This window comes from Microbacterium testaceum (assembly GCF_003075375.1).
GTDB classification, from domain to species: domain Bacteria; phylum Actinomycetota; class Actinomycetes; order Actinomycetales; family Microbacteriaceae; genus Microbacterium; species Microbacterium testaceum_E.
Genome location: NZ_QDFT01000035.1, coordinates 1 through 20,816 on the forward strand (window position 1 = coordinate 1; position 20,816 = coordinate 20,816).

18 protein-coding genes are annotated in these 20,816 nt (G+C 72.4%); 7 read left to right on the top strand and 11 right to left on the bottom strand.

All coding sequences use genetic code 11. The annotated features are described in order from the left end of the window. Positions 1-288 precede the first annotated feature (288 nt). Entirely contained in the window at positions 289-1,413 is a 1,125-nt protein-coding gene (locus tag DC432_RS12570) for a S1 family peptidase (protein ID WP_243393125.1), read from the top strand. Positions 1,414-1,575: 162 nt separating this feature from the next. Further along, entirely contained in the window at positions 1,576-2,196 is a 621-nt protein-coding gene (locus DC432_RS12575) for an FMN-dependent NADH-azoreductase (protein WP_108318854.1), read from the top strand. Between the two features lie 61 nt (positions 2,197-2,257). Here DC432_RS12575 and DC432_RS12580 read toward each other — a convergent pair whose 3' ends face one another. Beyond that, on the bottom strand, positions 2,258-7,801 hold the full coding sequence (locus DC432_RS12580) for an alpha-L-arabinofuranosidase C-terminal domain-containing protein (RefSeq protein ID WP_116538168.1): 5,544 nt from the start codon (positions 7,799-7,801) through the stop codon (positions 2,258-2,260). A 261-nt stretch (positions 7,802-8,062) separates the two neighbouring features. Here DC432_RS12580 and DC432_RS12585 point away from each other — a divergent pair, with 261 nt between their 5' ends. Then, positions 8,063-9,019, top strand: coding sequence for an acetylxylan esterase (locus tag DC432_RS12585; RefSeq protein ID WP_116538182.1), 957 nt, complete (start codon positions 8,063-8,065; stop codon positions 9,017-9,019). Between the two features lie 10 nt (positions 9,020-9,029). Here DC432_RS12585 and DC432_RS12590 read toward each other — a convergent pair whose 3' ends face one another. After that, positions 9,030-9,590 carry an acyl-CoA thioesterase gene (locus tag DC432_RS12590; RefSeq protein WP_116538183.1) on the bottom strand — a complete coding sequence of 187 codons (561 nt, stop codon included), beginning with the start codon at positions 9,588-9,590 and terminating at the stop codon, positions 9,030-9,032. A gap of 142 nt (positions 9,591-9,732) precedes the next feature. On the opposite strand from DC432_RS12590, the gene DC432_RS12595 reads away from it, so the two are divergent. After that, positions 9,733-10,239 (top strand): GNAT family N-acetyltransferase, encoded by a 507-nt coding sequence (locus tag DC432_RS12595; protein ID WP_108318850.1) that lies wholly within the window; start codon positions 9,733-9,735, stop codon positions 10,237-10,239. A gap of 1 nt (position 10,240) precedes the next feature. Beyond that, positions 10,241-11,017, top strand: a complete 777-nt coding sequence (gene cofE, locus DC432_RS12600; RefSeq protein ID WP_116538169.1) for a coenzyme F420-0:L-glutamate ligase — start codon at positions 10,241-10,243, stop codon at positions 11,015-11,017. Between the two features lie 255 nt (positions 11,018-11,272). Here cofE and DC432_RS12605 read toward each other — a convergent pair whose 3' ends face one another. From DC432_RS12605 to DC432_RS12615, 3 genes are read right to left on the bottom strand one after another with little or no spacing between them, the layout of a single operon-like run. After that, entirely contained in the window at positions 11,273-11,836 is a 564-nt protein-coding gene (locus DC432_RS12605; protein WP_431739684.1) for an energy-coupling factor transporter transmembrane component T family protein, read from the bottom strand. A 35-nt stretch (positions 11,837-11,871) separates the two neighbouring features. Further along, positions 11,872-12,558, bottom strand: coding sequence for an energy-coupling factor ABC transporter ATP-binding protein (locus DC432_RS12610; RefSeq protein WP_116538171.1), 687 nt, complete (start codon positions 12,556-12,558; stop codon positions 11,872-11,874). Next, on the bottom strand, positions 12,555-13,157 hold the full coding sequence (locus tag DC432_RS12615; RefSeq protein ID WP_116538172.1) for a biotin transporter BioY: 603 nt from the start codon (positions 13,155-13,157) through the stop codon (positions 12,555-12,557). Before DC432_RS12615 ends, DC432_RS12610 begins: the two co-directional genes overlap by 4 nt. A 69-nt stretch (positions 13,158-13,226) precedes the next feature. Here DC432_RS12615 and DC432_RS12620 point away from each other — a divergent pair, with 69 nt between their 5' ends. After that, positions 13,227-13,778 carry a TetR/AcrR family transcriptional regulator C-terminal domain-containing protein gene (locus tag DC432_RS12620; RefSeq protein WP_116538173.1) on the top strand — a complete coding sequence of 184 codons (552 nt, stop codon included), beginning with the start codon at positions 13,227-13,229 and terminating at the stop codon, positions 13,776-13,778. A 12-nt stretch (positions 13,779-13,790) separates the two neighbouring features. Here the strand turns inward: DC432_RS12620 and DC432_RS12625 are convergent, their stop codons facing one another. The 3 genes from DC432_RS12625 to DC432_RS12635 are packed head-to-tail and all read right to left on the bottom strand — an operon-like array spanning position 13,791 to position 17,224. Beyond that, a complete protein-coding gene (locus DC432_RS12625; RefSeq protein WP_116538174.1) occupies positions 13,791-15,482 on the bottom strand; it encodes a cytochrome b/b6 domain-containing protein in 1,692 nt (563 codons plus the stop codon). Then, entirely contained in the window at positions 15,483-16,448 is a 966-nt protein-coding gene (locus DC432_RS12630) for an electron transfer flavoprotein subunit alpha/FixB family protein (protein ID WP_116538175.1), read from the bottom strand. Next, positions 16,448-17,224 (bottom strand): electron transfer flavoprotein subunit beta/FixA family protein, encoded by a 777-nt coding sequence (locus DC432_RS12635; RefSeq protein ID WP_116538176.1) that lies wholly within the window; start codon positions 17,222-17,224, stop codon positions 16,448-16,450. The genes DC432_RS12630 and DC432_RS12635 overlap by 1 nt, the downstream gene beginning before the upstream one ends. Before the next feature lie 78 nt (positions 17,225-17,302). On the opposite strand from DC432_RS12635, the gene DC432_RS12640 reads away from it, so the two are divergent. Continuing rightward, positions 17,303-17,830, top strand: coding sequence for a MarR family winged helix-turn-helix transcriptional regulator (locus DC432_RS12640; protein ID WP_108318594.1), 528 nt, complete (start codon positions 17,303-17,305; stop codon positions 17,828-17,830). A gap of 64 nt (positions 17,831-17,894) precedes the next feature. On the opposite strand, the gene DC432_RS12645 is transcribed toward DC432_RS12640, so the two are convergent. The 3 genes from DC432_RS12645 to DC432_RS12655 all read right to left on the bottom strand — a co-directional run bounded on the left by DC432_RS12645 (position 17,895) and on the right by DC432_RS12655 (position 20,760). Then, on the bottom strand, positions 17,895-18,683 hold the full coding sequence (locus tag DC432_RS12645) for an enoyl-CoA hydratase-related protein (RefSeq protein ID WP_116538177.1): 789 nt from the start codon (positions 18,681-18,683) through the stop codon (positions 17,895-17,897). A 99-nt stretch (positions 18,684-18,782) separates the two neighbouring features. Further along, entirely contained in the window at positions 18,783-19,961 is a 1,179-nt protein-coding gene (locus DC432_RS12650; protein WP_116538178.1) for an acyl-CoA dehydrogenase family protein, read from the bottom strand. 79 nt (positions 19,962-20,040) lie between these two features. Continuing rightward, entirely contained in the window at positions 20,041-20,760 is a 720-nt protein-coding gene (locus DC432_RS12655) for a VIT1/CCC1 transporter family protein (protein ID WP_116538179.1), read from the bottom strand. Positions 20,761-20,816: the final 56 nt, after the last annotated feature.

Here is a 20,816-nt window from a genome sequence, read left to right on the forward strand (position 1 = left end):
GTCCAGCGCTCTCCTCCGACCTCGCCGCGCGGGCGGCGAGGTCGGAGGAGAGCGCTGGACCGGTGGCGCGAGGGTCGTTCGGGCTCATGTGCGCCAGCCTAAACACCGCGCGCGCGGGGCCTCGGCGGCCCGCCGCGCAAGCCGAGATCAGGTTGTCCCCCGAACGGATGACATTTTCTGGACGCTGATCACCAATTCACAGAAAATTCTTCGCTTTTCGTCCGCCCCGTGTTTGTATGGCCGCGGGTACCCCGCCATTTATCCCCCCTGGATGGAAGGTCACTCCACGTGAACCGCATATCGAAGACGGTCGTCGGCGCTGCCGCTCTCGGCCTGTTCCTGACCACCGCCGCCAGTGCCCCCGCGCTGGCGCAGACCCCGGCCGCGCCCGAGCGCGCCGCCGTCGACGGCGTCGACGCGCAGCTGCTCGAAGCGATGGCCGCCGACCTCGGCACCGACACCGCCGGAGCGCAGGACGTCCTGCGTTTCCAGGCCGATGCCGCCGCGACGACTGACGACGTCGAGGCCGTCGCCGGCGAGGCCTACGCCGGCACCTGGCTCGACGAGTCGACGCGAACGGTGTACGCCGCCGTGACGACCGACGCCGCCTCCGCCGCGGCGGTCGACGCCGGCGCCGTGCCGGTCGAGGTCGAGCACTCCCTCACCGATCTCGAGGCCATCGCCGCGCAGATCGAGGCCAGCCCCGTGCCCGACGTCATCCCCTCGTGGTGGATCGACGTCGAGGCCAACGACGTGGTCGTCGACGTCGTCGCCGGCGGCGACCAGATCGCCTCCGACTTCGTGGCCTCGCTCGGCGCCCCCGCCGGCGCCGTCCGTCTCGACACCGGTGCCGAGGCGCCCGAGACCTTCGCCACGATCCGCGGCGGCATGTCGTACATCATCAACAACCAGAGCCGCTGCTCGGTCGGCTTCGCGGTCCAGGGCGGCTTCGTCACCGCCGGCCACTGCGGCGTCACCGGCGACAGCACGACCTACGGCTCGTTCCGCGGCTCGTCCTTCCCCGGCAACGACTACGCCTGGGTCGCCACGCCCAACCACACCCCCGTCGGGCAGGTCATGGACTACGCCGGCGGCGCTGTGGCCGTGAAGGGGTCGACGCAGGCCGCGGTCGGGGCCACGGTGTGCCGCTCCGGATCGACGACCGGCTGGCACTGCGGTCAGATCCAGGGCTTCAACTCCACGGTGCGCTACGCCGAGGGCTCGGTCTCGGGACTGATCCGCACGAACGTCTGCGCCGAGCCCGGCGACTCCGGCGGCTCGCTGCTCGCCGGAAACCAGGCGCAGGGCGTGACCTCGGGCGGCTCCGGCGACTGCACCTCGGGTGGGACGACCTACTTCCAGCCCGTCAACGAGATCCTGCAGACCTACGGTCTGCGCCTGCTCACCAGCTGATCCCCTCCCCCGGGTACCCCGGAACCCCGGTCGCCCTCGGCGGCCGGGGTTCCGCGCGCGTGCGCGACGGCGGGGCAGGGCGGGGAGCGCAGCGCCGGACACCCGCACCCGCCCGGCGTCAAGCGTCCGGGCCGGCGGATCGGGGTTCGCGACACTGGCCCTATGCGCGTGCTCCACATCATCTCGTCCCCCCGCCACGACGGCGCCTCGGTCACGATCGCCTCGGCCCTGATCGATGCGCTGCGGGAACGGCATCCGGACATCGATGTCGACACGCTCGACGTGTGGCGCGAGGAGCTTCCCGAGTTCGACGAGCGCGTGATCGCGGCGAAGTACAAGTGGGTCGACCAGGAACCGCTGGATGCCGTCGAGTCGCGCGCCTGGGCGAAGATCGACGACCTGGCCCGCCGCTTCCGCGAGGCCGACCGCATCGTCCTCGGCGTGCCGATGTGGAACTGGTCGATCCCCTACAAGCTGAAGCAGCTGATCGACCTCGCCGCGCAGCGGAACCTGCTCTTCACCTACGACGGCGTGCACTTCGGTCCCGCCGTGGACGTCGCGCGCGCCGACGTCGTCTTCGTCCGGGGCCAGTACTACGGCGAGGACGGGCCGACGCCGGGATCCGTCTTCGACCACCAGGTGGCCTTCGTCGAGTTCTTCCTGCGGACCATCGGGGTGCACGACGTGCGGTCGCTGATCGTCGACCGCACCTGGGACCCGGCCGCGGAAGAAGCCATCGCCGACGGTGTCGCGCGGGCGCGGAGACTGGCCGCGGCCGACTGAGTCGCCACGATGAGAAGTGCCCCGGCCGCGTCCGCGACCGGGGCACCCCTCGAGCACGACGTCAGGCGTCGCCACCCGCCGTCCGGCGACGGCGCTTCATCACCGCGCCGATCAGCAGCGCCAGCAGACCCAGCACGAGCGCACCGCCCGACACCACGCCCCCGGTCACCGCGAGCGGCGACGGCGCGCCCGCCGAGGCACCCGGCGCGGCGTGAGCACCCGGGGCGGCCGAGGCTCCCGGCGCGGGAACGGTGCTTCCTCCGCCCCCGGGCGTCGCCGCCGCGCGGATCTCGACCGCGACCGCGGCCTCGGCACCGCCGATGCGGGCGACGATGCGGTGCGAGCCGGCGGCGTCGGCGGGGAGCGTCACGTTCACGCGGAACGCCCCCGCGGCGTCGGTGCGCACCGCACCCAGCTCGACCGGGGTCGAGTGCAGCTCGATCACGCCGTCCGCCTCGATCGGCCACCCCGTTCCCGAGACGGTGATCACGCCGCCCGCGACGAGATCGCCCGCGACCGAGAGAACGGGCGCGCCCGTCTCGGCGCCGATCGACGTCGATCCGACGCCGCTGACGTTGCCGGCGACGTCGACCGCGCGGTACGCCACGGTCGCGGCGCCCCCGCCCACCGAGACGCTCGCCTCGGCACCCTCGACGGTCGTCCACGTCGCCGTGTCGCCGACGCGGTACTCGATGCGGGCTGCACCGGATGCCGCGTCGTCGGCCGCGAGACGCACCGTGCGGGACGCGTCGTCGACGTCGGCCGTGACCGACGGGGCGGTGCGGTCGATGCGCACGGCGACCTTCGCCGACGGCGAGACGTTGCCGGCGGCGTCGGTCGCGCGGAACGCGAGGTTCCACGACCCCTCGGCCGGCGTGACCGCTCCCGTGTAGACAGCCCAGGTCGCGCCGTCGTCCGTGCTCACCTCGAGACGGGGAGCGGCATCGACGTCGTCGGTCGCGGTCGCCGTGACCGACGGCTGCGTGACGTACCAGCCCGCCGCCCCGTCGGGGGCGGTCGGCGCGGTCGCCACCGACACCGTCGGCGCCTGGGTGTCCGCCACGCGGGTGTGCATGCGCAGGAACGTCACCGAGTAGGGCGCGAAGGTCCGCGTGAAGGTGCCGGCGACCTCGACGCGCGAGGTCTGCGGCGCCACGGGCGTCTCGGTGGCGGTGTTCAGCGCCCCCGGCGCCGCCTGCAGCACGGTCATGTCGGCGGTCGGCTGCACGGCGATCCCGCCGAGGTCGACCTTCGTCACCGCCTCCTTCGCCTGCGCGTTGACGACCTTGAGGATGACATCGCCGGTGGCCTCGTCACGGGTCATGACCTGGGCGAAGGGCTCGAGCGCGGTGTTGGTGAACCGGCCCTGCTCGACCCCGTCGGCGAAGAGCGTGACGTCGGCACCGCGCACCTGGATGCGCAGGTCGTAGGTGCGGCCGGTCTGGATGTTCGGCGTGCCGGTATCGGTGACGATCGACTTCGCCCCGCCGACGGCCTTCTCGACGACGCTGCGGGTGTTGCCCCAGCCGCCGAGGTTCCACCACAGGTAGTCGGCCGAGCCCTTGACCCCGAACCCGACGAGGAAGCCCTCGGCACCGGCGAGCTTGGTCGCCTTGAGCGACACGTCGTAGTCGGTCGCCTCGAGGGCGGGACCGGCGACCAGGGTGTTGTTCGCCGTCGTCGACGACTGCACGTAGCTGCCGTCGGCGGCGGACCACGAGCCGGCGTCGGACAGCTTCGACCACCCCACGTCGTCCTTGTCGGCGAAGTCGTCCGAGAACAACGTCCGCCCGTCGGGGGTGGTGACCTTCACGTCGTCGTAGCGCGCCGAGGTGCTCCACGTCGACAGCCCGACGGCGCCGGTGAGGGCGGTGGATGCCAGGTCCCCGCCGGCCGTGGTCGGAACGACCCGGTCGCCGGTGTTGCGCATGAACAGCTTCTGCACCTCGTAGTTGGCCGAACCCCACACCTGGTCGCGGTCGAACCAGATCAGGTCGGGACGCCACTGCGTGCTGCTCTGATCGGCCAGCAGCGGCGCGTACGAGGCCATCTCGACCACGTCGGCGTTGCGCTCGAGGCCGGTCATGTAGGCCGCCTCCGAGAGTGCGTTGAAGAAGCGGTTGTCGCGAGAGGCGTACTCGCCGATCCACACCTTCGGTCCGTTACGGTCGTAGGAGTCGTAGCGGGTGTTGTGCGAGAGGAACCAGGACGGGTCGCGGTAGTAGTGCTCGTCGACCATGTCGACGTTCTCGGCCCTGTTCTGCTGCCAGTGCTTCTCGAAGGTGGCGCCCTCGGCGTCGGGCCCCGAGTTGCTGATGAGGATCATGTCGGGGTACACCGCCTCGATGGCATCCCGGAACTTCGTGAAGTTGGCCATGAAGGCCTCGGGGTAGTTCTCCTCGTTGCCGATCTCGATGCGGTCCAGGCCGAAGGGTGCCGGGTGGCCCATGTCGGCGCGGAGCTTGCCCCACGTGGTGTCGACACCCCCGTTGGCGAACTCGATGAGGTCGAGCGTGTCCTGGATGTGACGCTGCAGCAGAGCGGGGTCGGTCGGCTGAAGAGGCTGGCCGCAGCCGTTCATCAGGGCGGGCACGTCGGGGACGGGCTTGGCGCCGATGTCCTCGGCGAACTGGAAGTACTCGTAGTACCCCAGGCCCAGCGACTGGTTGTAGCCCCAGAAGTTGGCGTTGGTCGCGCGGGTCTCGACCGGCCCGACGCTGTCCTTCCACTGGTACGACCGCGCGCGCTCGTAGCCCGAGTCGACCGAGTAGTCCTCGTGGCTGTTGACGTTGACGATGCACCCGCCCGGGAACCGCACGAACTTCGGGTGCAGGTCCGCGATCTTCTGCGCGATGTCCTTGCGCAGGCCGTTCTCGCGCCCCTTGAACGTGTCGCGCGGGAACACCGACACCTCGTCGAGGCGCAGGGTGCCGCCACCGGCGGCCTGGACGAGCACGCGGGCGGCGTCGGTGGTGGCGGATGCCGTGACCTCGCCCTCGTACTTCACCCACCCGTCGCCGCCGACGGTGGCCGCGAACGGCTGCGACAGCGCGGTGCCGTCGGCGGCTCGCAACACGATCGACACCGGGGTGCCCGTCGCCGCGGTCGTGCGCGCCCAGAACGACACGTCGTAGACGCCGTCCTTCGTCAGCGCCACACCGGTGTCGAAGCCGGCGTTCTCGACGCCGAAGGTCCCGGCGCCGCCGGTGAGGTCGAGCTGCAGGTAGGTGCGATTGCGCTCGTTCAGACGCGCGGCGTCGTCGACGGGCTTCGCGGAGCCGGTCCCGCCGTTCAGCCCCACGGGCGTCCACGCGGTCATGCCCGTGAAGCCCCCGTTGTCGACCGGGAGGAACTCGAACGAGCGGTTGCGCACGAGCTCCGCGTACAGACCGCCGTCGGCGGCGTTGTTGATGTCCTCGAAGAAGACGCCGTACATCGCGTCGTCGATCTCGGCGCCCTGCGCCGACGGATCGGCGGTGATCGAGAAGTCGGCCGTCTCGTCCGTGGGGTACGCGGCGAGCAGACGCTGCTGCTCGGCGGCGCTGATGGGCAGGACGGTGCCGTGGCGGGGACGCGCGGGGAGCGTGGCATCCAGGACCGAGGTCCAGTCACCCGACGCGATGTCGCGGGTCTCGAACATCAGGTACCCCTGGCCGCCGTGATAGCTCGGCTGGTCGATGAGCATGAACCAGTGGCCGGGTTCGGCGTTGTCCTCGAAGACCGTCGGTCCCTCGCCGTTGGTGAACGTCCCGCCCCAGGGGTTGGGCTGCCCGACGCCGATCTGCTCCTTGACGAGCTGCCAGCCCGGAGCCGAGGTGGTCGTGGGCAGCGCGCCGACGACGGTGGCGGTCAGGTCCGTCGAACGCTCCTGACGGACGGTCATGGATGCCTCGTCCTTGAGGAAGCGGTAGTAGGTCTCGCCGTCGCGCACGACGGTCGCGTCGATCGTGCCCTTGCCGGCTCCGCGCTGGACGTCGACCCACGGCTGCGGCTCGCTGAACGTGACGAAGTCCCGGGTGGTGACCACCATCATGCGGTTGTAGCTGTCAGCGGCCCGGCGTCCGGCGGTCGCGGCGCTGGGGTACAGGTTCGACGCCCAGTAGACGACGTACTCGCCGCGCTCGGCGTCCCAGGTGGCCTCGGGGGCCCAGGTGTTGCCGGCCAGGGCGCTCGAGACGGTGATCTGGCGCAGCGGGCTCCACGTGACCAGGTCGTCGGACTGCCAGACGTTCAGCTTGCGGCTGCCGACCTCCTGCGCACGACCGAAGTCGCCGTTGTAGAGGTCGAACATGTTGAGGTCGGTCGACAGCATGTAGAAGCGGTCCCCGTCGGGCGAGCGCATCACGAACGGGTCGCGGATGCCCTTCTCGCCCTGGTCCGAGCTCAGCACGGGGGTGCCGTCGTTGAGCGTCAGCCAGCTCTTGGGGTCATCGCCGCGCGTGGTGGCGAAGGAGATCTCCTCGTCGGTCGTGGTGCTCTCGCCGGTGAAGAAGGGGAAGAAGTAGGCGCCCATGTCCTGCGGCGCCGGCAGGGGCTGCACCGTCAGGGTGAGCGTGCGGGTGGCGGTCACGGCGTCCTTGGTGACCGTCGCGGTGACCTGGACGGTCGCGGCATCCTCGCCCGCGGCGGGGCGGGTGACCTCGCCGGTGGTCGTCACGATGCTCTCGTCAGCGGACGCCCACGAGACGGTCGTGCCGTTCGCGCCGGTGGTGGGCAGGGTGACGTTGCCGCGCACGTCGTCGGCGCCGGGGATGTCCAGCGCTGCGGCCGCGGCATCCACCTCCTCCTGGCTCGAGGGCGCTCCCTCGGCCACGAGCGCCTTCACGTCGTCGTCGGTCAGGGCGCCATCGTAGATGGCGACGTCGCGCACGCCGCCCTTCCAGACGCGGTCGGGATAGGACGAACGGCCGATGTAGCCCACGAGCCCGGCCCCGAAGTCGGCGACGGTGCGGGTGGTGGCGACGGTGCCGATCTTCGTGTCGTCGAGGTAGGAGGTGATCGAGGAGGGGGTGATGACGGTGGTGTACAGCGCCCACTCCCCGGTGGCCGCGGGACCCGGGATGCCCCGGGACGGATCGGTCGGCGCGATGCCGCGCTCGAGGGTCCAGGGCTGCGCCGAGACCGGCCCGTCGGTGAGCACCGACTTGACCTGACCGGCCGGGTTGGACGGGTTAAGCAGCCAGTACTGCGCGGGGAGGTTCTCGGTGGTGCCGAAGAACATCGCCGCCTGGTTGCCCGCTCCGGTGCGGTCCTGCAGCCACGCCGAGACCGTCACGGTGCTGCGTCCGTCGAAGAGGCCCGTGGGCAGCTCGACGTAGGCCGCCGACGACCCGTTCGCCCCTCCCGGCAGCGAGAGAGCGTCGCCCTCGACCGTCGCCCCGGTACCGCGCAGCGTGGCGTCATGGCCGTGTCCCGAGGCATCGGGGACGGTCGTGCCGCTGAGGCCGGCGAAGTCGTACGACGCGAGCGGCGTCGGCAGCGGATCCGCGGATGCCGCGACGGCGGGGACGAGTCCGCTCAGGACGACCGCCGTGGCCGCGAGCAACGACCCCGCGCGGCGGAACGGCCGACGGGCGCTCCGGTTCTCGGAAAGGGGCAGCACCATACTCGTCCTCCTCGACGATGGGTGTCCGGCGGGGGCCGGGTGAAGTCCGTGCGCAAATGTGAGCGCTCACTATGCGCCATCTTGGATTTCACTGAGAAGCATGTCAAGTAAATGCCGAGGACAGATGTCATTCACCCGTCCGCGGTGTGAGGCCTCACATTCTTTCCGCCTCGCCGGACCGCGCGGCGGGAGTCGACCGCATTGCTACTGTCGGTTCGCCCGCACCCACCAGGAGGAACCGTGGCCGTCACCTTCACCGACATGCCCCTCGAGCTGCTGCGCGCCTACCGCCCCGAGCTGCCCGCCCCCGCGGACCTCGACGCGTTCTGGGCGGACACCCTGGCGATGTCGCGCGCCGCCGCCCGGCCGAGCGCGCTCCGCGCGATCGAGGGGCCCGTGCGCGCGCTGGCGGTGCACGACCTGACGTTCACCGGTTTCGCGGGAGACGAGATCCGCGCCTGGGTCACGCGGCCGCACGGCGATGAGGTCCTGCCGGCGGTCGTGGAGTTCATCGGCTACGGCGGCGGGCGCGGCCTCCCCGGCGAGCGCATCAACTGGGCCGCCGCCGGCTACGTGCACGTGGTGATGGACACGCGGGGCCAGGGGTCGGTCTGGAGCCTGGGCGACACGCCCGACCCCCACGGTTCGGCGGCCGCCCACCCGGGCGTCATGACCCGCGGCATCCTCTCGCCCGAGGACTACTACTACCGTCGGCTGTTCACCGACGCCGTCCGTCTCGTCGACGAGGTGCGCGCGTTGCCGGGTGTGGATGCCGACCGCATCGCGGTCACCGGCGGCAGCCAGGGTGGCGGCACCGCGATCGCCGCGGCGGCGCTCTCGGGCGACGCGGTCGCCGCCGTGCTGCCCGACGTGCCGTTCCTCTGCGACTTCCCGAATGCGATCGTGCGCACCCCCTCGGCGCCGTTCACCGAGATCACGCGCTACCTGGCCGTGCACCGCGATGAGGCGGACCGGGTGCTGCGGACCCTCTCGTACGTCGACGGGGCGATCCTGGCGCGGCGCATCACCGTTCCCGCGCTGTTCTCGGTCGCCCTGATGGACGACGTCGTACTGCCCTCGGGCGTCTTCGCGGCGTTCCACGCGCTCGCCTCCGACGATGCCGAGATCGAGGTGTACCCCTACAACGGGCACGAGGGCGGGGGCCACCGCCACTGGATGACGCAGGTGGCCTGGCTCGACGCCCGGTTCGGTCGCTGACCGTCCGGCGCTACGCCCAGACGCTGGGCGCCGGGCGCCGCGTCGACGGCAGGGCCGACCCCTCGGCCCAGTCGTGCACCCACTGCTCGATATCGGGCAGTCCTTCGGGACGCCCCACAGCCGCGAACAGCTCGTCGTGCGGCACCGTGCCGCCGGACTGACGCAGGATGCGGGCGCGGATGACGGCGCGGGCGTAGATCTCGTCGCCGACGAGGGCGCGGTGCTCGAGGTACACCGCCCGATCGTCGTGGCCGATGAGCCGCGTCTCGAGGACGAAGCGCTGCCCCAGCTCGAGCGAACGGCGGAAGGTGATGGTCTCGGCGGCGACCACGGCGTACCAGCGCTGGGCGGTCATCGCGCGCAGCAGGCCCGACCGGGTGAGGAGATCCCATCGGCCGAGGTCGAACAGCGACAGATACCGACCGTTGTTCATGTGGCGCAGCAGGTCGATGTCGGTCGGCAGCACCCGGATGCGCATCCGCGCGACGGTGTGGGGGTCGAGGGGGCCCTCGCGACGCAGGCGGAGGCGGGCACGGAAGAGCACGAGGAGCGTGCGCCAGAGGACGTTCACGAGGGCCGAGCGTAGCGATCCGACCACTAAACGGCGATTGTGTTGTGCACGATCGACAAGGGGCCCCGCGGCGGATATAGCGCATCCGGGCGCCGTTCGTCGCCGATTTCACCCGCGCCGGACCCGCGCGTAGAGTCGCGCCATGACTGCGGAAACCCGAACCGACATCGTCGTCCGTCCGGTGCGTGATGTGGATGCCGAGGCCCTCGGCCGCGTGCACGCCACCTGCTGGCACGAGACCTACGACCACCTGATCAGCAAGGCGGCCCTCGAGGCCGTCTCTCCCCGTCGCCTCGCCGAGCTCTGGACCCACTGGGCCGCCCAGGGCGACGACTTCCGGATGCACGCCGCGCTCGTCGGGGGCGAGATCGTCGGCTTCGTCGGCTCCGGACCCGCGCGCGACGACGACGCCCCGCGCGAGCGCGAGCTGTACTTCATCTACCTGCTCGACGCGTTCCACGGCACCGGGATCGGCCAGCAGCTGTTCGACGCCGCCGTCGAGGACGGCGAGGGGCTGTACCTGTGGGTCGCGGACGACAACCCCCGCGCTCACCGCTTCTACACGCGCAACGGCTTCTCGCTCGACGGCGCCTCGCAGACGCAGCCGTTCCTGGGCGAGGAGCTCACCGAGGTTCGCTTCGTCCGCTGACGTGCTGCAGATCTGGGCCCTCGACGGCATCCCCGAGATCACCCCGCGAGATGACCTCGTCGGGGTGATCCTGGATGCCGTCGCGGCTCACCCGGCCGAGGGGTCGGCCTTGCGCGACGGCGACATCGTCGTCGTCACCAGCAAGGTCGTCTCGAAGGCCGAGGGTCGCATCATCCGGGCCGCCGATCGCGAGGACGCCATCACGCGCGAGACGGTGCGGCTGGTGGCATCCCGCACCTCCCCCTCGGGGCACGTCACGCGCATCGTCGAGAACCCCTTGGGCATCGTCTCGGCCGCGGCAGGCGTCGATGCCAGCAACACGCCCGAGGGCACCGTGCTGCTGCTGCCCGTCGATCCCGACGCCTCGGCCCGCGCGCTCGCGACCGGGCTGCGCGCCGCGACGGGTGCGCACGTCGGCGTCCTGATCACCGATACGCTGGGCCGCGCGTGGCGGGAGGGCCAGACGGACCACGCGATCGGGGCCGGCGGCATCCACGTCTTCGAGGATCTGCGGGGCACGACGGATGCCGAGGGCCGCCCCCTGGTGGTGACCCTGCCGTGCGTGGCCGACGAACTCGCCGCGGCCACCGATCTCGTCAAGGGCAAGGCGTCGCGCCGCCCCGTGGCGATCGTGCGCGGACGCGGCGATCTGGTGGGCGACCTCGACCTGCCGGGGGCGCGGTCCATCGTGCGCAATCCGGTGCGCGACATGTTCCGCCAGGGCGCGGACGAGGCGTACGCCGAGGGCTTCGCCGCCGGCCGCGCCGCGCGCGGCTGACGCCGGACTCCCCCTCGCCCCACGGCCTCTCGTCCCACCCCCTCGTCCCGCCGCCCCTCGTCCCACTTATGGGGGCGTATGTCCCACTTCTGACTGCCTGAAGGCGCCCCCACCCTCCAAAAGTGGGACAAAGGTCGCGCAATCGACCACCCCCGCCCCCTCGTCCCAGTTATGGGGGCGTATGTCCCACTTCTGCCTGCCCGAAGGCGCCCCCACCCACCAAAAGTGGGACGAGGTTGCGACTGCGGGCCGGGCTCAGCGGATGCCGCGGGCGGCCAGGCCCTCGCCGAGATTCTCGGCGTGGCGCAGCGTCGACACCAATAGCGGCAGCGCTCCGCGCACGAGGGAGGGACGCAGCCCCCGCGCCCGCTGGGCGTCGCGCACCTCGGCCATCCGCCGCGCGATCACCGGGATCGTCGTGATCGTGAGGGTCGCGAGCAGCGCCGCCCGGGCGGGGTCGAGTCCGAGGCGGCGCAGCGGCGACAGCCCGCGCTCGACCGCGTCGAGCAGGGCCGAGACCCGCGTGGTCAGGGGCACGAGTCCCGCGATCGCCAGGGCCGCGACCACACGCGCGGTGTTGGCCACCGCCGGTTCGACGCCGAGGAACAGCAGCTGCCCCCCGAGGGTGATGACGACGAGCCACCGCAGCCCCCACACCGCGCCGGCGAGCGCGACGAGCCCCGCGGTGGGGCCCATCCCGCTCGCGGCATAGAGGACGAGGGGGACGCCGAGGACGATCGTCGCCGCCCACGTCGACGGCACCGCGCCCACGATCACCGCCACGACGGCGAGCCCCACGAGCTTCGGACCCGCCGGCATCCGGTGCATCCACCCGTCCCCCGGCCGGTACAGGCTCAGCACGCGAGCGCCGTCTCGTACTCCGCGACGACGTCGACCGCGGATCCGGATGCCACGACCCGGCCGTCCTCGACGAGCAGCGCCTGCGCGCAGCGACGCGCGAGCGACAGGTCGTGCGTCACGAGCACCAGGGCGTGCCCGGTGTCGGCCAGCAGATGATCGGCGACGATACGGGCGTTGCGCCCGTCCAGGAACGCGGTCGGTTCGTCGGCCACGACGAGATCCGGCGCACGGACGAACGCCCCGCACAGGGCCAGCAGCTGCTTCTGCCCGCCCGAGAGGTCGTGCGCGGGACGATCGGCCAGATCGGACAGACCGAACCGGGTCAGCGCGGCGGCGACGCGGGCGGAGCGCTCGGCGCGCGAGAGGTTCTCGGCGCGCAGCGACAGCGAGACGTCCTCGGCCACGGTGGGCATGAGGATCTGCGCGTCGGGATCGCTCAACACCAGGGCGACACGGCGACGCAGGGCCGCGGCATCCCGGTCCGGATCCCGGCCGAGCACCTCGAGCTCTCCCGCGCTGCGGTGGACGAGACCCGCGATCGCCCGCGCGAGCGTGGACTTGCCCGAGCCGTTGTCGCCGACGACGGCGACCGTGCGGGCGGTCACCTCGAAGGCGGCGTTCCGCACCACCTCGCGATCGCCGAGGCGCACCGTGAGGTCCACGGCGCGGACGGCACTCACGCGACGGCGCGCGCGGAGGTGCGCGCGTCGGCCCCCGCGCGCCAGTCGCGACGGAAGCCCCGCGGATACGCCCGCACCAGCGTCGTCACGACGAGCGTGGCGACCGCCGCCTTGAGCAGATCGCCCGGGATGAACACCAGGCTCGTCAGTGCCGTCTCGGCGAGCGGCAGACGCGTCACCAGACTCTGCACGGGGATGCCGAGCGCGTAGATCGCCACCACCCCGCCCGCGAGCATCGCCAGCGCCGTGCGCCAGACCACGGGCCGACGGCCGCCCGCGTGCACGATCAGGCCGACGACGGCGGCGCCGAGGACCCACCCGAGCAGATAGCCGGCGGTCGGTCCGACGAAGACGCCGAATCCCCCGCGTCCGCCGGCGAGCAGCGGAAGACCCACCGCGACCAGGGCGAGCAGCACCGTCACCGACAGGGCGCCGAACCACGGCCCCAGCACCGCGCCGGCGAGCATCACGCCCAGGGTCTGCGCGGTGATCGGTACCCCACCGAACACCGGGATGCCGCCGGGCAGGCCGAGGACGGCGATGACGGCGGCGAACACCGCGATGCGGGCGAGGTCGGTGGCATCCGGTCTGCGGATCATGAGGGGCTCCCGTCGGGCGGTTCGTACCTGAACGCTGTTCACCTGAACGGCGTTCACTATACTCATCTCATGGCTCCCCGCGGACACTCCGCCGACGACGTGGCGCGTACGGCCCTGCGCATCCTCGACGATCACGGCCTGCCCGACCTCACCATGCGTCGCCTCGCCACCGCCCTCGACGTGCAGCCCAGCGCGCTGTACTGGCACTTCCCGAACAAGCAGGCGCTGCTCGCCGAGCTGTCCGATCGCATCGTGGGACGGATGACATCAGGACCCGCCACCGACCTCGCCCGCGAGGCGCACGCCCTGCGCGACGCCCTGCTCGCCTGGCGCGACGGCGCCGAGGTGGTGTCGAGCACCCTGGCGATGGGACTCGGCTCATCGCTCGCGCACGACCGGCTCGCCGCCGCCGTGGCCGCCGCCGGATTCGATGCCGACACCGCGCGCCGCGGCGCGACGACCGTGCTGCACTACGTCCTCGGCTTCGTCTGGCACGAGCAGCAGCGCCTGCAGTACGACAGCGCCGGCGCTCGCGAGGGCGCCTCGGGCCTCGAGACCGACGACTTCGGCTTCGGTCTCGATCTCATCGCGGCGGGCCTGCGCGCGCGGCGCCGCGTCTAACCGGCGCGCGGCTCAGCGCTGCTTGACGTCGCCGAACAGGCGGGCGATGGGCACCAGCACCGCCGGCCGCGCCGCCACCCACGCGGCGGCCATCACCAGCAGGGATGCCGCGAACAGCAGCAGGCCGGTGGGGTCGGTCGTGTACGCCTCGGGGTCGACCGCACCCCGCGCGGCATACATGTGGTTGAGGTTGCGCAGCGCACCGGTGGCCAGCACCAGGAACACGTGCACGGCGATGAACGCCACGAAGAAGAGCATCGTGGGGAAGTGGACCCGACGCGCCCACTCGGCCGGGTACAGGCGGTTGAGCTTGTCGGCATCCTTCGGCCAGACGCCCGAGAGCCGCACCCCGCTGACGATCGCGAGCGGCGCCGCCACGAAGGTGATCGCGAAGTACGACAGCTGCTGCAGGCTGTTGTAGGCGACCCAGCCGTTCTCAGTCGGCCAGTCCAGCGAGGCGTACTGCAGCGCTGCCGACAAGGCGTTCGGGAAGACCTCCCACGACGTCGGCACGATCCGCATCCACTGCCCCGTGACGAACAGGAGCACGACGAAGACTACGCCGTTCGCGATCCACAGGATGTCGAGCGCCTGGTGGAACCACAGCGTCAGGCTGATCCGACGCTTCTTGTTGGCCCGGGGCGACCAGAACGCGGTCGGCCTCTTCTCGCGGCGCACCTGCCACCCCGTGCGGATGATGAGCAGCAGGAACAGGCTGTTGAGGAAGTGCGTGACGTTCAGCCACACCGGAAGGCCCACGGGAGCCGACGCCGGCAGGGGGTACTCGCCCGGGAAGGCCGCGAGGAACTCCCGCCCGGGTCCGATCGCCAGGACGAAGCGGGCGAGCAGTACCGCGATGCCCGCGAGCGCCAGGGCGAAGACGCCGAGCACGGCCGCCGAGCCGAGCAGTTGGACGGGTGAGTAATCGCCGAGGGCGAGCCGGGCGCCGCCGCCGGGGGGAGGTGCCGCGACGGGGGCCCGGGCTGCGCGGCCCGCGGTCGGGGCGGGCGGGGCACCGGCCGCCGTCTTCCGCGCGGCGGCACCGGGCCAGACCGTGCGGCGCACGGTGAGCGGGGGACGCGGAGCGGGGGCCGCGCGCGGCGCGGGGGCCCCGCTCGGCGCGAGGTCCGCACGCGGAGCGGAGGCCTCGCGAGGGGCGAGGGCCTCGTGCGACGCCGACGCCTCACGCGGCGCGGCCTCCGCGGCGCCGACCGGGCCAGCGGACACCGGCGGCCACGGCTCACCGCCCGGTTCGCGCGGCAGACCTCGCCGCACGCCGTCGGTCGCGGCATCCGTCCGCCCGGCAGCGGGGGGCACGGCGTCGACGGGCTCGCCGGCAGCGGCGTCGGCACCCGGAGGCGGACCGGACGTCGCCCCCGGCGCCGACCCCGCACTCGACCCCGCCGCCGGGGCCATGCCGTCGGGGGAAGCAGCGGATGCCGGCGGCCACGGCTCCCCGCCCGGCTCGCGCGGCAGCCCCCGGCGCATGTCGCGGGTCTCGGCATCCGTTGATGCGGGCGCCGGAGGCGCCACATCGGGGGCCGCGGACGGGCGCGACGGGGCCTCGGGTTCGACACCCTCGGGCTCCTGCGCGTCGGGCGCGCCGTCCGGTCGCGCGGGCACGTCGGCACCCGCCGGCGGCCAGGGCTGTCCACCGGGGACGCGCGGCAGCCCGCGACGCGGGAAGCGGGGAGTGGACGCCATCTACTTCTTGTGTGCCTCGAGCGCGCTGATGAGTTGGGGAACGACGGTGAACAGGTCTCCGACGATACCGAAGTCCGCGATCTCGAAGATGGGCGCCTCGGGGTTCTTGTCGACCGCTACGATCGTGCCCGCCGTCTGCATGCCGGCGCGGTGCTGGATGGCTCCCGAGATCCCGAGGGCGATGTAGAGCCGCGGCGAGACCGACACCCCGGTCTGCCCCACCTGCGCGCTCGCGGGCACGTAGCCGGCGTCGACGGCGGCGCGCGATGCGCCGACCGCGGCCCCGAGCACGTCGGCGAGCTGCTCCACGAGCGCGAAATCCTCGCGCGAGCCGACGCCGCGCCCGCCCGAGACGACCGCCTTGGCTCCCCGCAGCTCGGGACGCGACGAGGGCGCCGTCGTCTCGCTGAAGCTCTCGATCCGGGCGGACGGGACCCCGGATGCCACGACCTCGATCGGCTGCTCCACGAGCGGTTGCGCCGAGAGGTCGCCCTCGACGACGCCCGGCCGCAGCGTCGCCAGGAGCGTTCCGAACGTGGGCGCCCCCTCGACCGTGAACGCGCCGCCGAGGGCGGAGTGCTGCGCCACGACGCCGAGCTCGTCGCGCGCGACGCCGACGACGTCGGTCGCCAGCGGCAGACGCAGGCGCGCCGCGAGCCGGGCGAGGGCGTCGCGGGTCTCGACCGCGTGCGAAGCGAGCACGAGGTCGGGCCGCTCGCGGTCGACGGCCGCGGCGAGGGCGTCGACGACGGGAACCGTCAGCCGGTCCACGTCGACGTCGGCGGTCAGCACGCGCACGGCCCCGAGCTCGGCCGCGGCGGCCGCGGCGGCGGCACGGGTGGCGGCCGGAGCCGCGACCAGGGCCACCGGCTCGCCGACGCGCGCGGCGGCGGTCAGCAGGCCCGACGACGTCGCCGACAGGGCGCCCCCGGGCAGCACCTCGAGCAGCACGATCACCGCCGACATCACGCCACCCCCTCGGCCACCAGGAAGGCGGCGAGCTTCTCGCCGGCATCGCCCTCGTCGACGATCCTGGTCCCCGCCTGGCGGGGTGGACGCTCGGCCACGGCCAGCATGATGTAGCGCGGCACGGCGGGATCCTCGACCACGACGCCGAGAGCGGCGGCATCCATCGTCTCGTACGGCTTCTTCTTGGCCGCCATGATCCCCTTGAACGTCGTGAAGCGCCCCTCGGGCAGCGCCTCGGTGACCGAGACCACCGCGGGCAGCGGGGCCGACACGCGCAGGGTGCCGGCGTCGCTCACACGGTCGCCCGCGACGGCGTCGTCGGTGAGCTCCAGACTGGACAGCCCCGTGAGCTGCGGCATGCCGAGCGATTCGGCGACCATGGCGGGGATGACGCCCGCGCCACCGTCGGTCGAGAGGTTGCCCGCGATCACCAGGTCGGCGCCCACGCGGCGCACGGCGGCGGCGAGCACCTCGGCCGTCAGCAGCAGGTCGGCGCCGCGCAGGGACTCGTCGACGACGTGCAGCGCCGATGTCGCGCCCATGGCGAGCGCCTTGCGGATGGTCGCGGTCGCCGAGGCCGGTGCCATGGCCACGACGGCGACCTCGGTGCCGGGGTGGGCGTCGGCGTACGACAGCGCCGCCTCGACGGCGCGCTCGTCGATCTCGTCGAGCACGGGCGCCGATGCGGCCCGGTCGGTCAGCCCGGTCTCGAGGTCGAGACGGCGTTCGCCCCAGGTGTCGGGGACTTCTTTGATCAGCACCGCGATCTTCATCGACCTGGCTCCTTCGAATGGGGGATGGATGCCGCGACCCCGCGGCGACGGCGGTACCGTGAAACGCGAGGAGGACCGATGACGCGACGACTGCCGGTCGATCCGATCGCCGAGGCCAAGCGCCAGTGGCTCGCGCACGGCTGGGACGACGCCGCCGACGGCATGACGGTCGTGACCTCGGTGATCCGGGCGCACCAATTGCTCATGGCATCCATCGAGCGCGCCCTCAAGCCCTTCGACCTGTCGTTCTCGCGCTTCGAGATGCTGCGGCTGCTCGCCTTCACCCGCGAGGGACGGATGCCGATGGCCAGCGCCATCGCGCGCCTGCAGGTGCACCCGACGAGCGTCACCAACACCGTCGAGCGTCTCGCCCGCGACGGCTTCGTGACGCGCGAACCGCACCCCACCGACGGGCGGGCGGCGCTGCTCGTGCTCACCGACGCCGGGCGGCGGCGGGTGGGCGAGGCGACCGACGCGCTCAACGCCGTCTTCGCCGACCTCGGCCTCGACGACGACGACGCGACGGCCCTGGTGCGCATCATCGCCCGCTTCCGCAAGGGTGCGGGCGACTTCGCCGACCCGGCGCCCGTGCCCGACCCGCTCTGAGGGCCGACGGACAGCACGGCGTCGCGGATCCCCGCGTCCGCCCCGCCCCGCCGCTCCCTCGCATTCATCGGTGTGTGAACGACGGCGCCCGCTTCTCGCGGAACGCCGCCATCCCCTCTTTCTGATCGGCGGTGTCGAACAGCGCGGCGAACGCCTGCCGTTCGAACCGGACGCCCTCGGCGAGGGTGGACTCGAGGGCCACGTCGAGCGCCGCCTTCGCCGCGTACAACGCGGGCAGGGGCTTGTCGGCGATGGTGCGAGCCACGTTCTCGGCCTCGTCGAGCAGGTCGGCGGCCGCGACGACGCGCGAGACCAGACCCGCCCTCTCGGCCTCGGCGGCGTCGATCATGCGCCCGGTCAGCACGAGCTCGGCCGCCTTGTAGTACCCCAGCGCGCGGACGAGTCGCTGCGTCCCGCCCATGCCCGGGATCACGCCCAACTGCACCTCGGGCTGCCCGAACCGGGCGCGATCCGATGCCAGGATGACGTCGCACATGAGCGCCAGCTCGCACCCGCCGCCCAGCGCGTAACCCGACACCGCGGCGATGACGGGGGTGCGGACGGCGGCGAAGCGCGCCCACGCGCCGAAGTGGTCGGTGAGCATCATGTCGAGGCCCGACTTCTGCTCCATCTCTTTGATGTCCGCCCCGGCGGCGAAGGCCTTCTCACTGCCGGTCACCACGATCGCCCCGACGCCGTCGTCGGCGTCGAAGGCCTCGGCCGCGGCGACGACCTCGGTCATCGTGCGGGTGTTCAGCGCGTTCAGCGCCTCGGGTCGGTCGAGGGTGATCCAGCCCACGCGCCCGCGCTGCTCGACGCGGATCGTCTCGTACCCGCCATCGTGATCCGTCATGTCACTCCCGTCGTCTCGTCGCGGATGCCCCGCATCCGCATGCTCGCACGGCCCTGCGACATCCACCGAGGGTCTTGCCCGCACGGCGACGCCCGCGCGTCACGCGGCGAGCACGTTGCGGCCCACGATGAGCCGCATGATCTCGTTCGTCCCCTCGAGGATCTGATGGACGCGCAGGTCGCGCACGACCTTCTCGATGCCGTAGTCCTGCAGGTAGCCGTAGCCGCCGTGCAGCTGCAGGGCCTCGTTGGCGACGCGGAACCCGACGTCGGTGGCGAAGCGCTTGGCCATCGCGCAGCGGGTCGCGGCGTCGGCGGCCTTGGCATCCAGGGCCTGCGCGGCATCGCGCACGAGCAGGCGGGCGGCGTCGAGTTCGGTGGCCATGTCGGCGACGGCGAAGATGACCGACTGCTTCTCGCTCAGGGCCTCACCGAAGGTGAACCGCTCGTGCACGTAGGCGATCGCGCGATCCAGCGCCCACCGCGCCCCGCCCAGCGAGCAGGTGGCGATGTTGAGCCGCCCGCCGTTGAGGGCGGTCATGGCGATCGAGAACCCGCGTCCCTCGCCGCCGAGCAGGTTCTCGGCGGGCACGCGCACCTCGTCGAGGATCACCGGGCGGGTGGGTTGGGCGTTCCAGCCCATTTTCTTCTCGTTCGGGCCGAACGACAGGCCCTCGGCGTCGGCGGGGACGAGGAATGCGCTGATCCCGCGCGCCCCCGGCTCTCCGGTGCGGGCCATGACGACGTAGACGGACGCCTCGCCCGCGCCCGAGATGAACTGCTTGACCCCCGTGAGCACGTAGGTGTCGCCGTGGCGGATGGCCGAGGTGGCGATGGCCGCCGCGTCCGAGCCGGCGCCCGGCTCGGTGAGGCAGTACGCGCCCAGGTCGTCCATCGCGACCAGACCGGGCAGCCAGTGGTGGCGTTGCGCCTCGGTCCCGTAGGTGTCGATCATCCACGCGACCATGTTGTGGATCGTGATGTACGCCGTCACGGTGGGGTCGCCGTAGGCGAGCTCCTCGAAGATCGCCACCGCGTCCGCGCGCGTCAACCCGGCGCCGCCCACGTCGTCGTTGACGTAGACGCCGCCGAGACCCAGCTCGCCCGCGCGGCGCAGGACGTCGCGGGGGAAGTGCTTGCGGGCATCCCAGTCGAGGGTGTGCGGAGCGAATTCGGCCGCCGCGAAATCGCGGACGGCGTCGAGGATGGCGGCGCGTTCGTCGGCGGACAGGGTGCTGGCCGGCGGAGCGTCGAGCGCGGGAGCAGGGGCGGTGTCCATGCGGCTCTCCTTCGTGAGGCGACGGCGTCGTCGCCTACTCAGATTACCTGGACGTCCTACTAAATGATAGAGGGGCCGATCAACCCGCCGAGACGCCGAAGAGCGCACCGACGGCGTAGGTCGCGGCGAGTGCGAGCGCCCCGCCGATCACCGTGCGCAGCACCGCCCGCCCGCGCCGCGCACCGCCGATGTACGCCGCGACGTACCCGGTGACGGCGAGGGCGATGAGCACCGCGACGAAGGTCAGCGGCACGCGGATCTCGACCGGGGCCAGCAGGATCGTCGCCAGCGGCAGCAGCGCACCGATGGTGAAGGCCACGGCCGAGGCGAGCGCCGCCGCCCACGGGCTGACCACGTCGTCGGCGTCGATGTTGAGCTCGACCGCCAGATGGGCCTTGAGGGCATCGGATGCCGTCAACTCGGTCGCCACGCGCGTCGCCGTGTCGCGCGACAGCCCCTGCGCCTCGTACATGCCCACCAGCTCGGCGAGCTCGGCCTCGGGATCCTCGGCGAGCTCGCGCCGCTCCTTCTGGATGAGCGCGTGCTCGCTGTCGCGCTGGCTCGACACCGACACGTACTCGCCCAGCGCCATCGAGATCGCCCCACCGACGAGCGCCGCGAGGCCCGCGATGAGCACCGGACCCGTCTCGCCGGTCGCGCCCGCGACACCGACCACGACCGCCGCGGTCGACACGATGCCGTCGTTGGCGCCGAGCACGCCCGCGCGCAGCCAGTTGAGGCGCTGAGAGAGTCCCTGGCGGTGGGGTTCGTCGGCGTGCGCGCCGTTCGCTGTCGTCATGGCGACAGGGTAGACCCGGACGCCGACACCGGGACGGCCTTGCGGATGCCGTCCTC

Coding starts and splice junctions, on each gene's coding strand:
- DC432_RS12650 (WP_116538178.1), bottom strand. CDS start 19,961: ATGGACACCGCCCCTGCTCCCGCGCTCGACGCTCCGCCGGCCAGCACC.
- DC432_RS12605 (WP_431739684.1), bottom strand. CDS start 11,836: ATGCCGGCGGGTCCGAAGCTCGTGGGGCTCGCCGTCGTGGCGGTGATC.
- DC432_RS12635 (WP_116538176.1), bottom strand. CDS start 17,224: ATGAAGATCGCGGTGCTGATCAAAGAAGTCCCCGACACCTGGGGCGAA.
- DC432_RS12585 (WP_116538182.1), top strand. CDS start 8,063: ATGCCCCTCGAGCTGCTGCGCGCCTACCGCCCCGAGCTGCCCGCCCCC.
- DC432_RS12625 (WP_116538174.1), bottom strand. CDS start 15,482: ATGGCGTCCACTCCCCGCTTCCCGCGTCGCGGGCTGCCGCGCGTCCCC.
- DC432_RS12580 (WP_116538168.1), bottom strand. CDS start 7,801: ATGGTGCTGCCCCTTTCCGAGAACCGGAGCGCCCGTCGGCCGTTCCGC.
- DC432_RS12655 (WP_116538179.1), bottom strand. CDS start 20,760: ATGACGACAGCGAACGGCGCGCACGCCGACGAACCCCACCGCCAGGGA.
- DC432_RS12640 (WP_108318594.1), top strand. CDS start 17,303: ATGACGCGACGACTGCCGGTCGATCCGATCGCCGAGGCCAAGCGCCAG.
- DC432_RS12615 (WP_116538172.1), bottom strand. CDS start 13,157: ATGATCCGCAGACCGGATGCCACCGACCTCGCCCGCATCGCGGTGTTC.
- DC432_RS12645 (WP_116538177.1), bottom strand. CDS start 18,683: ATGACGGATCACGATGGCGGGTACGAGACGATCCGCGTCGAGCAGCGC.
- DC432_RS12575 (WP_108318854.1), top strand. CDS start 1,576: ATGCGCGTGCTCCACATCATCTCGTCCCCCCGCCACGACGGCGCCTCG.
- DC432_RS12630 (WP_116538175.1), bottom strand. CDS start 16,448: ATGTCGGCGGTGATCGTGCTGCTCGAGGTGCTGCCCGGGGGCGCCCTG.
- DC432_RS12620 (WP_116538173.1), top strand. CDS start 13,227: ATGGCTCCCCGCGGACACTCCGCCGACGACGTGGCGCGTACGGCCCTG.
- DC432_RS12595 (WP_108318850.1), top strand. CDS start 9,733: ATGACTGCGGAAACCCGAACCGACATCGTCGTCCGTCCGGTGCGTGAT.